Annotated in this window: 11 protein-coding genes; 4 read left to right on the top strand and 7 right to left on the bottom strand. The window is 67.3% G+C overall.

What is annotated here, in order from left to right; translation table 11 throughout:
• Positions 1–178 precede the first annotated feature (178 nt).
• From glyS to DWF00_RS19110, 3 genes are all read right to left on the bottom strand, one after another.
• On the bottom strand, positions 179–2,509 hold the full coding sequence (glyS, locus tag DWF00_RS19100; RefSeq protein ID WP_114830420.1) for a glycine--tRNA ligase subunit beta: 2,331 nt from the start codon (positions 2,507–2,509) through the stop codon (positions 179–181).
• Positions 2,502–3,674, bottom strand: a complete 1,173-nt coding sequence (locus DWF00_RS19105; RefSeq protein WP_181832724.1) for a Fic family protein — start codon at positions 3,672–3,674, stop codon at positions 2,502–2,504. Before DWF00_RS19105 ends, glyS begins: the two co-directional genes overlap by 8 nt.
• A 77-nt stretch (positions 3,675–3,751) precedes the next feature.
• On the bottom strand, positions 3,752–4,669 hold the full coding sequence (locus DWF00_RS19110) for a glycine--tRNA ligase subunit alpha (protein ID WP_114830421.1): 918 nt from the start codon (positions 4,667–4,669) through the stop codon (positions 3,752–3,754).
• A 355-nt stretch (positions 4,670–5,024) separates the two neighbouring features.
• On the opposite strand from DWF00_RS19110, the gene DWF00_RS19115 reads away from it, so the two are divergent.
• Together DWF00_RS19115 and DWF00_RS19120 are read left to right on the top strand one after the other, a co-directional pair.
• Positions 5,025–5,324: a hypothetical protein gene (locus tag DWF00_RS19115; RefSeq protein WP_181832725.1), complete on the top strand. Its 300-nt coding sequence runs from the start codon at positions 5,025–5,027 to the stop codon at positions 5,322–5,324.
• A 149-nt stretch (positions 5,325–5,473) separates the two neighbouring features.
• Positions 5,474–5,782: a hypothetical protein gene (locus DWF00_RS19120; protein WP_114830219.1), complete on the top strand. Its 309-nt coding sequence runs from the start codon at positions 5,474–5,476 to the stop codon at positions 5,780–5,782.
• Here DWF00_RS19120 and DWF00_RS19125 read toward each other — a convergent pair whose 3' ends face one another.
• Positions 5,783–6,541, bottom strand: coding sequence for a tRNA1(Val) (adenine(37)-N6)-methyltransferase (locus DWF00_RS19125; protein ID WP_114830220.1), 759 nt, complete (start codon positions 6,539–6,541; stop codon positions 5,783–5,785). It lies immediately after the preceding gene.
• Positions 6,534–6,779: a putative signal transducing protein gene (locus DWF00_RS19130; protein ID WP_425453143.1), complete on the bottom strand. Its 246-nt coding sequence runs from the start codon at positions 6,777–6,779 to the stop codon at positions 6,534–6,536. Before DWF00_RS19130 ends, DWF00_RS19125 begins: the two co-directional genes overlap by 8 nt.
• Positions 6,780–6,919: 140 nt before the next feature.
• Between DWF00_RS19130 and DWF00_RS19135 the strand changes: the two genes are divergently transcribed.
• The gene (locus DWF00_RS19135; RefSeq protein WP_114830221.1) at positions 6,920–7,936 is read left to right on the top strand and encodes a polyprenyl synthetase family protein; all 1,017 of its coding nucleotides are present in this window, start codon (positions 6,920–6,922) and stop codon (positions 7,934–7,936) included.
• 316 nt (positions 7,937–8,252) lie between these two features.
• A complete protein-coding gene (gene tcuC / locus DWF00_RS19140; protein ID WP_114830222.1) occupies positions 8,253–9,578 on the top strand; it encodes an MFS transporter in 1,326 nt (441 codons plus the stop codon).
• A 14-nt stretch (positions 9,579–9,592) separates the two neighbouring features.
• Here tcuC and DWF00_RS19145 read toward each other — a convergent pair whose 3' ends face one another.
• Positions 9,593–10,495 (bottom strand): 4-(cytidine 5'-diphospho)-2-C-methyl-D-erythritol kinase, encoded by a 903-nt coding sequence (locus DWF00_RS19145; protein ID WP_245974083.1) that lies wholly within the window; start codon positions 10,493–10,495, stop codon positions 9,593–9,595.
• Positions 10,492–12,255, bottom strand: a complete 1,764-nt coding sequence (locus DWF00_RS19150) for a tetratricopeptide repeat protein (protein ID WP_245974084.1) — start codon at positions 12,253–12,255, stop codon at positions 10,492–10,494. The genes DWF00_RS19145 and DWF00_RS19150 overlap by 4 nt, the downstream gene beginning before the upstream one ends.
• Between the last annotated feature and the right edge of the window lie 220 nt (positions 12,256–12,475).

Below are 12,475 nucleotides of genomic sequence, written 5' to 3' on the forward strand. Positions count from 1 at the left end.
GAGGGCCGGACATTAAACCAGTAGAACGAAACGGTGCCGCGGTCGGGTCACAGCTACCGCGTCTGACGTCCGGCCCCCACCCTGCCCTCTCACTGATCTCGGGCTTGCCCGAGATCAGAACTCAGAGTGTCGAAGTCGGGTTTATCCGACTTCGAGGCGGGAAAGGGTTCCCCGCGCCCTATCCGGCGATGCGCGAAAAATCCGCCACGGCGCGGGTGGCCTCGCGCAGCTGGTTGAGCAGCTTCAGGCGGTTGGAGCGCAGGGCCGGATCGGGATCGTTGACCGTGACCTTGTCGAAGAAGGCATCGACCGCCGGACGAAGCTCGGCCAGCGCCGCCATGGCGCCCTCGTAATCCTCCGTGTCGACGGCGGCCTCGGCCTTCGGCGTCGCCTGGCTGAGCGCGACGGCGAGCGCCTTCTCCTCGATCAGCCCGGCCCCGGCGATGAGCTGGAGGTCGGGCGCGCCGGCAAAGGCGCCCTCGCCATCCTTCTTCTCCTCGGCCTTGAGGATGTTGGCGGCGCGGCGATAGCCCGCGAGCAGGTTTTTGCCGTCCTCGGTATCGAGGAAGCGGCCAAGCGCCTCGACGCGGCGGGTGATCAGGAGGAGGTCGTCGTTGTTAGAGGCGCCCTCGCCCAGCACGGCGTCGACGAGGTCGTGACGGGCGCCCGCTTCGCGGAGTGTGACCTTCAGGCGGTCGTGGAAGAAGGAGAGGAGGTCTATCGCTCGCGAGAGCATCAACTCCGAAACTTGCTGAGCACCATTTATTTGACGCGCCAGAAAGACCTTCGCCAATTCAGCGACCGAAGGCGCCAAGCCTCCCAGATTGAGGCCCGCGGCTGTCAATGCATCCACTGCGCCCTTCGCTTTCAGGAATTCCGCAAATAGCTCGCTGCGGGCAGTTCGCGCAAACGGCTTTGCAAGGTAGTCGCCAAGTGGAAGAGAGATTGAATTCTCAACGACCAACCTGATCACACCCAACGCCGCTCTCCGCAGCGCATAAGGGTCCTTGCTCCCGGTCGGCTTCTCATCGATCGCCCAGAAGCCGACCAGCGTGTCGAGCTTGTCGGCGAGCGCCACCGCCACCGAGACCGGATCGGTCGGCACGCGATCGGAGGGGCCAAGCGGCTTGTAGTGCTCCTCGATGGCAGCCGCGACCGAGGCGTTCTCGCCCTGCAACTCCGCGTACTTCCGGCCCATCAGCCCCTGCAACTCAGGGAACTCTCCGACCATCTCAGTCGGCAGGTCGGCCTTGGCGAGCTTGGCGGCGCGCTCCGCCAGATCGGGATCGGCGCCGACGATCGGGGCCAGCTCGCGCGCCAAAGCCGCGATGCGCTGCACGCGCTCACCTTGCGTGCCGAGCTTGGCGTGGAAGACGACGCCGAGCTTGTCGAGCTTGGCCATGCGCTGGTCGAGCGGCTTGGACAGGTCAAGCCCGAGCTTCCCTGCGCTCTCCTCAAAGGTATCGAGATCGGGCAGCGAACCGCGATCGGTCGCCCAGAAATAGGCGGCGTCGGAGAGGCGGGCGCGCACGACGCGGCCATTGCCGGCGACGATGGCCTTGCCGCCATCGCTGGCGTTGAGGTTCGAGACCAGGATGAACTTGTTGGCGAGCGCACCGGTCTTCGGGTCGCGCAGCACGAAGCACTTTTGGTTGGCGCGGATGGTGGCGCGGATCGCCTCGCCGGGGATTTCGAGAAAACGCTGCTCGAACTCGCCCATCAGCACGACCGGCCACTCGACCAGCCCCGCGACCTCCTCCAGCAGCCCCTCGTCCTCGACGAGGTCGAGCCCCTGCGCGAAGGCGAGGTTGCGGGCGTCGGTGAGGATGATCTCCTTGCGCCGGTCGGCATCGAGCACGACCTTGGCCTTCTCCAGGCTCGTCACGTAGTCGTCGAAGCGCTTCACCGTGATGGCTTGGGGCGCGTGGAAGCGGTGGCCATAGGTGGTGTTGCCTGAGGCGATGCCATCGATGTTGAGGCTGATCACCTCCGGCTCCTCGGTCTCCGGCCCGAAGGTGCAGAGGATCGAGTGCAGCGGGCGGACCCAGCGCAGGCTGGCGCCGGCGGCCGAGGCCTTGCCCCAGCGCATCGATTTCGGCCAGGGGAAGGAACGGATCACCTGCGGCACGATCTCGGCGATCGCCGCCACCGTCTCCTGCCCCGGCTTCTCGATGATGGCGACGTAGGAATCGCCCTTCTTCGGGTCGCTGACGATGGTCGCCTGGTCGAGCGAGGTCAGGCCGGCAGCCTTGAGGAAGCCCTGCACGGCGGCGTCGGGCGCGCCGACGCGCGGGCCCTTGCGCTCCTCGCGGACATCGCGGCCGCGCACGGGCAGCTCGGCGACGTGCAGCGCCAGCCGGCGCGGTGTGGCGAAGGCCTTTGCGCCCTCATAGACGAGGCCGCGCTCGACCAGCGCATCGGTGACGAGCTTCTTCAGGTCATCCGCCGCCTTGCGCTGCATGCGGGCGGGGATCTCTTCCGAGAAGAGTTCGAGCAGGAGATCAGGCATCGGATGCATCACCGGAAATGGCTTTGAGAATGTCTTGCGCGACATACAATCGTGGGTTCGATGTGCCGGGATATTCCTGGAGTACACCGGCGCCGATGAGCGATTGCACATTCATCTGCGCGGCGCGATAGGTCACGCCAAGATGTTCCGCGACCTGAGGGATACTCACGGCCGGGGTTCGGAACAACAGGTCGACGATACCCAGCAGGTTCGCCGAACGGCCAGCCTGCTGAAGTGCGGCGCGATAGTTCCGTTCGACGTCGCGCAGGCGGTCCGCGGTATCGATCGCCTGCCGCGCTGCATCCGCAACCGCGCTCAAGAAGAAGGATATCCATCCGAGCCAGTCGCCGCTGCGCGACACCTCGTACATGCGGTCGATATACTCGTCCTTTCTCCCCTCCAAGGTCGGGCTGAGATAGAGGATCGGGTGTCGGATCAAGCCCGACTGGAAGAGGTGGAGCACGATCAGCATGCGGCCCACCCGGCCATTGCCATCGGCAAAAGGGTGGATCGTCTCGAATTGGTAGTGGAGCAGTGCTGCATCGATCAGCGCATGCGCATCACGGTCCTCGCGGTGGATGAAGCGCTCCATCGCATCCAGGCAGGACAGCGTTTCAGTCGGGGGCGGAGGGACGAACCTCGCCTTCTCGATCTCGTAGGCGCCGATGAAGTTCTGATTTCGCTTGAATTCGCCGGCCTGGACGCTCGCGCCGCGGTGCCGTGCGACGCCACCCAGCAAGCGGCGATGCGCGTCGCGGAGCGTACGGAGCGACAACGGAAGTTCGTTGAGGCTGGCGATCGCTTCAGTAAGTGCGACGCGATAGTTCAGAACCTCGCGCGTGTCGGGAGCCCGGTTCTCTTCCGTCGCGCCAGCCTCCAAGAGCAGGAGATCGCTCAGGGAGGTATAGGTCCCCTCCATGCTCGACGACGTCAGCGCCTCCTGCGCCTGGAGAGGACGGATCAGCAGATAGGGATCGGGGAGTAGCCGCCCGATGCCGTTCAGCTCTCCCACAGCCGCGGAGGCGTCGGCGAGAGGTCGCGTCAATGCGGCCTTCGCTCGCTCATCGAGCAAAGGGGGCAGCGGATTCGGCACGAACGCCCATTGCCCGCGTTCCGTGGGAACGAGGCTGCCGCTGGGCGAATGCTCGAAATCCGCTTTGTTCATTGGTATCATCCCGACGCAAGAGATTATACAAAACAGCCTATTTGTATAATCTAGGCATCACAGATTGAAGTCAGGTATCACACCGCTCCCCCGCCCGCCGTCTTCAGCCAGGCGGCACCGCAGGCCTTGGCGAGTTCGCGGACGCGCAGGATGTAGCTCTGGCGCTCGGTGACCGAGATCACGCCGCGCGCATCGAGCAGGTTGAAGACGTGGCTCGCCTTGATGCACTGGTCATAGGCGGGCAGCGCCAGCTTGTGGCTGAGGTCGTTGCTGCCATTGGCGGACTCACCGGCCGCCAGCAGCGCCTTGCACTCGGCCTCGGCGTCGCTGAAGTGGCGGAACAGGATCTCGGTGTTGGCGTGCTCGAAATTATGGCGCGAGAATTCCTGCTCGGCCTGGAGGAAGACGTCGCCGTAGCTGATGCGGTCCTCGCCCTCGAGCCCGTTGAAGTTGAGGTCGTAGACGTTCTCGACGCCCTGGACGTACATGGCGAGGCGCTCGAGTCCGTAGGTCAGCTCACCCGCCACAGGCGCGCATTCGACGCCGGCGACCTGCTGGAAATAGGTGAACTGGCTGACCTCCATGCCGTCGCACCAGCATTCCCAGCCGAGGCCCCAGGCGCCGAGCGTCGGGCTCTCCCAGTCATCCTCGACGAAGCGGACGTCGTGCAGGGCGAGGTCGACGCCGATCGCCCTGAGCGAGTCGAGGTAGAGCTGCTGCAGGTCCGGCGGCGACGGCTTCAGGATGACCTGGAACTGGTAGTAGTGCTGCAGCCGGTTCGGGTTCTCGCCGTAGCGGCCGTCCTTGGGCCGGCGCGAGGGCTGGACATAGGCGGCCTTCCAGGGCTTCGGCCCAAGCGCGCGCAGGGTCGTCGCCGGGTGGAAGGTGCCGGCGCCGACCTCCATGTCGTAGGGCTGGAGAATGACGCAGCCACGTTCGGCCCAGAAGCGCTGCAAGGTCAGCAGCAAGCCCTGGAACGAGCGGGTCGGATTCATCGAGTCGGAGAGCGAAGCGGCGGCCAAGAGCTGGAGCCTTCCAAATTTCCTGAAGTTTGCGGCGTGCTTAGAGCATGTCCCGCAAAAGTGGAATCCACTTTTGCGATAAGGACATGCTCCAAGCTCTAGTCCGGCGCGAATTCTGCTCGTTCGGCTGGAACAGCCGAACGGAAAGCGCGCTGGGTCTGCGGCAGCAGAGGTCAAGCGCGGGCGCGTCTCCCTGAACGTCAGCCCACCCGGCGCGGACAGGTTTCATTCAGGATCGACGCACTAGTGTCTGCCTCAACCGTGCAGTCCGCGGCGTTCGGGGGCGAACGTTGGAGACGGACCGGCGGCATCGTTAGGAGTTTCGCCCATGCTCTCGTCACGCCCTGTCGCCGCCCTGTTCGGCGCGCTCAGCCTCGGCCTTGCCGCCTTCACCGTCGCCCCCGCATCGGCTGCTCCCGTCAGCGCCGGCCCGCTCCAGGCGACCCAGGCCCAGGCCGGCGGCGACCTGCTCCAGCAGGCGCAGTATTACGGCCCGCGCCGCCACTATGGCTATCGCCCCCATTACGGCTATGGCCGCCCGGTCTACCGTCCGCGCTGCTTCGTCACCGATCGCCGCGTCTGGAACGGCTACCGCTGGGTCATCCGCCCGGTGCGCGTCTGCCGCTGATCGCGGCACGCAGCTACGCATCGCCTGAAGATTTGCTGAACGGCGCGGTTTCGCGCCGTTCAGTTTTTCCGGCCCAATCTCCTCGCCTTGGCGGCGCCCGAATGCTGCGACATCGTTCCAGCCGCCATGCACATGAGGGGAGATGCGTCATGTTTCGCAAACTGCTTCTCGGCGCTGCGGCGGCTGCCACGCTCGGTGGCATCGCGCTGACCGCCACGCCTGCCTCGGCCCAGTATTTCGGCTTCGGCCCGGCCTACGGCTTCGGCTACCGCCCGGCCTATTTCGGCTATGGCCCACGCTGGGGCGGAGGCTACTACGGCAGGCCCTACTATGGCGGCTATCGGCGAGCCTATTATGGCTATGGCGCGCCCTATTGGGGTTCGCGCTGCGTCGTCCGCCCAGGCCGCTATTGGGATGGCTGGGGCTGGGTCGTGGGACCGCGGCGCGTCTGCTACTGACTAGCCACCAGGCAGCGCCGCCCTGCCGCGATGGACTGCTTCGCTGAGTTCGGTGAAGCGGCCATCCGGCCCGTTCAAGACGAAGCCGGGCAGGAGCGCCAACGGCCTCCGGCTGCCGAGTTCGGCCGTGACGACGACGCGGATGGCCGGCTTGTCCGCGGCTGCATGAACCGGGCGGATGGCGACGCCGCCGAAGCCTGTCGCGAGCCCGGCCAGGATGTCTGCCAGCGCCTCGGCCCGATGGATGATCGCGACATGCCCGCCAGGCTTCAGCAGCCGGCGCGCCGCCTTGAGCCAGAGCGCGAGCGGCTGATCGGCGACATGGGCCGCCCGGCGATTCGCGACCGGCGATGGCTTTGCCTCGTCCGCCGAGAAGAAGGGCGGGTTCATCGCGACGCAGCCGAAGCTCGCCGGGGCGAGCCTCGCCTCAGCCAGCGCGGCGACATCGGCCGCCACGACCTCGACCCGTCCGCTCAAGCCGTTCAGCGCGACATTCCCGGCAGCGAGCGCGGCCAGATCGGGATCGCGCTCGACCAGGGTCACCAGCAGATCCGGGCGCAGGAGGGCGGCGGCAAGGCCGACCGTGCCGACGCCCGCGCCGAAATCGACCAGGGCTCCGGGGAACGCCGCCGGTAACGCCGCCGCGAGCAGGACCGCGTCGCTGCCGGCGCGATGGCCCTTCTTCGGCTGGTGCAGCTTGAGCCGGCCGTCGAGCAGCCTGTCCTCGGCGATCTCGCCGAGCCCGCCTGCCTCAGCCATCGCGCAGCTCGCCGCCGAAACCGGCCTCGATCAACAATGCGCGAGCCCGCATGCGATCCGCCTCGCGCACCAGCAGGCGGCGCTGGAAGGCGCCGGTCATGCCTTCGAGCGCGCTCATGTGCTGATCGGTGATCAGGCAATCGAGATCGGCCGAGGTCAGCAGCGCCTCGATGGCGCCAAGCAGGACGAGGTCGTTGGTGCGAAGCAGCTCATGCATCTTGTCATGGAGACGAAGCATGGGCAGGGGCGCAAGCCCTTGATTGCGCGAAAGGAGGCAGGTGCGGCGTCAAAGTGCAATTGCGGGGGCTGGCCACCCATGCGACGGTTATGGCAAGGGCATAACGCGCATCGCAGCGCAGCACCGGCCGGAGCAGAAGCGTGGGCGTCGTCGTACCGTTCGAGGACAAGGAAGCCGGACAGGCCAGCATCGACGGGCTCGTCGGCCTGACGCGCGCCGACATGGAACGCGTCAACGCGATGATCCTGTCGCGCACCGGCTCCGACGTGACGATGATCCCCGAGGTCGCCAACCACCTGATCTCGTCGGGCGGCAAGCGTCTCAGGCCGATGCTGACGCTGGCGACGGCGGCGCTGAACGGCTATCGCGGCGAGGGCCACGTCAAGCTCGCGGCCTCGGTCGAGTTCATGCACACGGCGACGCTGCTGCATGACGACGTCGTCGACGAGAGCGACATGCGCCGCGGCAAGCTCGCCGCCCGCATGCTCTGGGGCAACGAGGCGAGCGTGCTGGTCGGCGACTTCCTGCTCGGCCAGGCCTTCAAGATGATGGTCGAGGTCGGCTCGCTGCGCGCGCTGGATATCCTCTCGACCGCAGCCGCCGTGATCGCCGAGGGCGAGGTGCTGCAGCTCTCCGTCGCCAAGAACACCGAGACGACCGAGGACGAGTACCTCGCCGTGATCCGCGGCAAGACGGCCGAGCTCTTCGCCGCCGCCTGCGAGGTCGGCCCGGTGATCGCCGAGGCGAGCAAGGCCAATGCCGCCGCCTGCCGCAGCTACGGGCTCAACCTCGGCATCGCCTTCCAGCTGATCGACGACGCGCTGGATTACGGCGGCGTCGCCGCCAAGCTCGGCAAGAACACCGGCGACGATTTTCGCGAGGGCAAGATCACCTTGCCGGTGGTGCTCTCCTTCCGCCGCGGCACCGAGGACGAGCGCGCCTTCTGGCGCCGGACCTTGCAGGCGGGCGAGATCGGCGAGGGCGACCTCGAGGAGGCGCGGGCGATCATGCGCCGCCACCGCGCGCTCGACGACACGATCGAGCGGGCCCAGCACTACGCCAAGATGGCCAAGGACGCGCTCGGCCTCTACCCGGCCTCGCCGATGAAGCAGGCGCTCAACGACGCCGTCGATTTCTGCGTGGCGCGGGCGCACTAAGCCCGCTCATCTCCGCTCCGCGGAGATCCTAACCCAGCGCCAGCGGCAATTCGCCCATCGTCGCCTCGATGGCCCGCCTTACCGGCAAACGCCGTAGGACGTCGCCGGCGTTGGCAACGAAACCCATGAAGCCGACATCGCGCGGTCGTGACTTCTATCGCGGGGACATTACCCGGCCTCCGTCAAATCGGCCCAAATCATCTCGTCGGAATGGCTGGCGCCTTTTTTCCTCGCGCCATGCGGGCAAAGCCGGCGGCATCCCTCCCCGCTTCGCAATGAAGCGGGGCCATACCGATAAGACGCCGGAGGGCGCGCCATGACGCAAGCACACGATCGCCGCTCGCAGATCTCATCCGTTTTTCGCGTGTCGAGCGGCAATTTCCTCGAAATGTACGATTTCTTCGTGTTCGGCTATTACGCCGTCGCGATCGGCAAGGCGTTCTTCCCGACAGGCAGCGAGTTCGCGCAGCTCATGTCGGCGCTGATGACGTTTGGCGCCGGCTTCCTGATGCGGCCCCTCGGGGCGATCGTGCTCGGCGCCTATATCGACCATCACGGCCGCCGCAAGGGCCTGCTGCTCACGCTCTTCCTGATGGCCGTGGGAACGTTGACGGTCGCGCTCGTGCCGACCTATGCCTCGATCGGCCTCATGGCACCGATCATCGTCGTGATCGGCCGGCTGATCCAGGGCTTCTCCGCCGGCGTCGAGCTCGGCGGCGTCTCGGTCTACCTCTCCGAGATCGCCACGCCCGGCAACAAGGGCTTCTATGTGAGCTGGCAGTCCGGCAGCCAGCAGGTGGCGGTGATCGTCGTCGCGCTGCTCGGCGTCTGGCTGAGCTCGATCCTGCCGCCCGAAGCGATGCTGGACTGGGGCTGGCGCATCCCCTTCCTGATCGGCTGTCTGATCGTGCCGCTGATCTTCCTGCTGCGCCGCTCGCTGGAGGAGACCGAGGATTTCCTAGCGCGCCAGAAGAGCGCGGGCCATCCGACGCCGCGCCAGATCCTGCGCACGCTGGCGCAGAACTGGCAGGTGGTCATCATCGGCATGCTGCTGGTGACGATGACGACGGTCTCGTTCTACTTCATCACCGCCTACACGCCGACCTTCGGCAAGGAGGTGCTGAAGCTCTCCAGCCTCGACAGCCTGCTGGTGACGCTGTGCGTCGGCCTGTCCAACCTGTTCTGGCTGCCGGTGATGGGCGCGCTGTCGGACCGGATCGGCCGCAAGCCGCTGATGCTGACCTTCACCGCCCTGATGGTGGTCAGCGCCTATCCGGCGCTGTCCTGGCTGGTCGCGGCCCCGTCCTTCGCGCGGCTGCTCGAGGTCGAGCTCTGGCTCTCGTTCCTCTATGGCAGCTATAACGGGGCGATGGTGGTGGCGCTGACGGAGATCGTGCCGGCGGAGCTGCGCACCACCGGGTTCTCGGTCGCCTACAGTCTTGCGACCGCCCTGTTCGGCGGCTTCACGCCCGCGATCAGTACCTTCCTGATCGAGATGACCGGCAACCGCGCGGTGGCCGGGCTCTGGCTGATGTTCGCCGGCGCCTGCGGGCTGGTGGCGACGCTGCTCGCCTATCGGGGCCGCACGGAGGTTGTCCTCCCCCCGATCACGGCCCGACCTGACATGGCCCTCGGCGGCTGAGACCGCCGCCGCGCCTAGCGCAGCACGGTCGGCTTGACCCACCAGCCGGGCTGCTCGCGCGAGAGGATGCGGGCGGCGCGGGCGCTCTTTCGACAATCGTCGAACAGGGCGAAGCAGGTCGCGCCGGAGCCCGACATCCGCGCCAGCCGGCAATCCGGCAGGTGGTGGAGCCGGGCTAGAAGGCTTTCGAGGACCGGGGCCACGCCAAGCGCAGGTGGCTCAAGGTCATTGGCGGCGCGTGCGAGGTTGGCGATCAGGTCAGCCGCGGAGGTGCTACTGGAGGATGCGAATGGCTGCGTCGCGGCTGGATGCGCCTCGCCCTTGCCGAGCCCCAGCTGGCGGAACACCGCCGCCGTCTCGACCGGCACGCCGGGATTGACCAGAACCGCGAACAGGCGCGGCAGCGACAGCGCCGACCCCAGCACCTCGCCAACGCCGCTCATCACGCGGGCGCGCGCCTCGACGCAGACCGGCACGTCGGCTCCCGTCACGCGCGCGGCGTCGCGCAGGGCTAGGTCGTCCAGCCGCAATCCGTTCAACCGCGCGAGCAGGCGCAACGCCGCCGCCGCGTCAGTCGAGCCGCCGCCAATGCCGGAAGCGACCGGCAGGTTCTTGACGAGATGGAAGGCGCCGAGCCGCAAGCCGGGCACACGCTCCTGCAGGGCGTTGGCGGCGCGCAGGACGAGGTTGTCGGAGCCGATCGTAAGACCAGCGCTGCGCGGGCCGGAGAGCGTCAGTCCGAGCGGCGCATCCGGCAGCAGGGCGAGCCTGTCTCCGACGCCGGCGAAGGCGACGAGGCTTTCCAGCTCATGATAGCCGTCAACCCGCCGCCCCGTGACCCGCAGGGTCAGGTTGATCTTGGCCGGGGCGTGGGTCGTGAGGGTGCCGGGCGACACCCACCAGCCGGGACGGCTCAACCGCCATCCTTCTTCGGATCGGCAGCGTTGGCGGAGGGCGGCTCTTCCAGCCCGCTCTCGATCTTCTTCTTGATCTTGACCAGGTCCTCGGGCTCGGGGCTGAGGTCGCGGGCCGAGTTCCACTGGAAGGTCGCCTCCAGCTTGCGGCCGACGCGCCAGTAGACGTCGCCGAGATGGTCGTTGATCACCGGGTCGGAGGGGCGCAGCTCCATGGCGCGCTCGAGCTCGCGCACCGCCTCCTCGTAGCGGCCGAGCCGGTAATAGGCCCAGCCGAGCGAATCGATGATGTAGCCGTCGCGCGGGCGCAGCTCGGTGGCGCGGCGCAGCATGCCGAGGGCCTCGTCGAGCTTGAGGTGCTGATCGACCAGCGAATAGCCGAGATAGTTCAGCACCAGCGCGCGCTCGCGGCCGAGCGCCTCCGGCATCAGCTCCAGCGCCTTGCGCAGATCGTCCTCGCCCTCGGCCCAGCGCTTGATGCGCTCGCGGGCGATGCCGCGGAAATAGAACAGGTCCCAGTTGGCGCGGCCGGGCGCGCCGATCTTGGCGATGGCCTTGTCATAGGCCTCGGCCGCCTCGGTGAAGCGCTTGCGCGAGCGGTAGACATTGCCGAGCGCCGAGAGCGCGTCGACATCGTCGGGCTTGGCGGCGATCAGCCCTTCGAGATGCTTCACCGCCTCGTCCGACTTGCCGAGCGCCTCAAGCGCGAGGCCGGCCTGAATCTCGGCATTGGGGCGCAGCGGCGAGTTCGCCGGCATGGTCTTATAGACCGCGACCGCATCCTCGAGCTGCTTGCCGCGCTCCAGGATGTCGCCGAGCGTCAGCACGGCGAGGTCATGGTTGGGGTCGAGGTAGAGGGCGAAGCGCAGGTAGAGCAGCGCCGCCGCCTCGTCGCCCTGGCGGTTGCCGGCGCTGGCGAGGCCGTAGAGCACCTCGGCCGCGCCCTGCTGCGGCGTCGCGACCGTGCGGGCGAGCGGCTCCTTGGCGGCGACGCGGGCGAGCCCGTCGCGGACGATCGGATGGTTCGGCAGCAGCCGGTCGAAGCCGCCATAGGTCGCGGCGGCGCCGTCGAAATCGCCGTTGCGCGCCTGGAAGCGGGCCCAGAGGTCGACGAGGCGAAGCGTCGTCTTCTCGGCGTCGTAGGCCGACTTGAGCCGCTTCTCGGCATCGGGCTTGCGGCCGGCCATGTCGAGGATCAGCCCGGCATGGTAGTCGCGGAAGAGGTTGTAGGAGGCTTCGCCCTTGAGCCGGTCGAGCGCCTCAAGCGCGCGGTTGGTCTGGCCGGAGCCGGCATAGGACCAGGCGGAGAGCAAGGTCGCGGTGATGTCGGCCGAGCGGCCGCGGCCACCGCGCTGCAAATGGGTGCGCGCGGTCGCATAGCTCTTCTGCTTGATGGCGCGGATGCCGATCGCGAGCTGGGCGAGGCCGTTCGAAGGATCGCGCTGGATCAGCTTCTCGGCGGAGCGGAAGGCGTCGTTCATCGAGCCGTCGGCGAGGAAGGCGACGAAGCCGCGCTCGAGCAGGTCGTTATTCTGCGGATCGCCCTTGATCGCCTCGCGCAAATAGGTCGAGGCCGCGCCAAGGTCGCGCCCGGCGCCGGCGACGATCGCCGCGAGGTAGTTGCCTTCCAGGCTGTCGGCGGGCTCCAGCGGCTCGGTGGTGCGAGTCGTCGTGGCCTGCGCCGCGGCGCCGACATTGAGCGCGATCAGCAGCGCCAGGGCCAATGTCCCACTGCGGCCACGGCCGTTCATCCGAAACGTCACGACTGGCAATCTCCTCGGGTCCGTCGCCTCGCTAGACCATTATCGGCAAAGGGGGAATGCGGCGTTCCGCCCGATCGTGGTCGAACATGCTGATTGAAGCCAGATTCACTACCGCCCGAGACGACCTGGAACGAAGCGATTCACGCCCCAGGACTAGCCATTCGTTTGGCGAAACTGCGACCATTTCGCATATGCGCCCAAGATGGCCCTTTCCAGGCGC

Source organism: Allobosea caraganae (assembly GCF_003351345.1).
In the GTDB taxonomy this organism is placed as follows: Bacteria; Pseudomonadota; Alphaproteobacteria; order Rhizobiales; family Beijerinckiaceae; genus Allobosea; species Allobosea caraganae.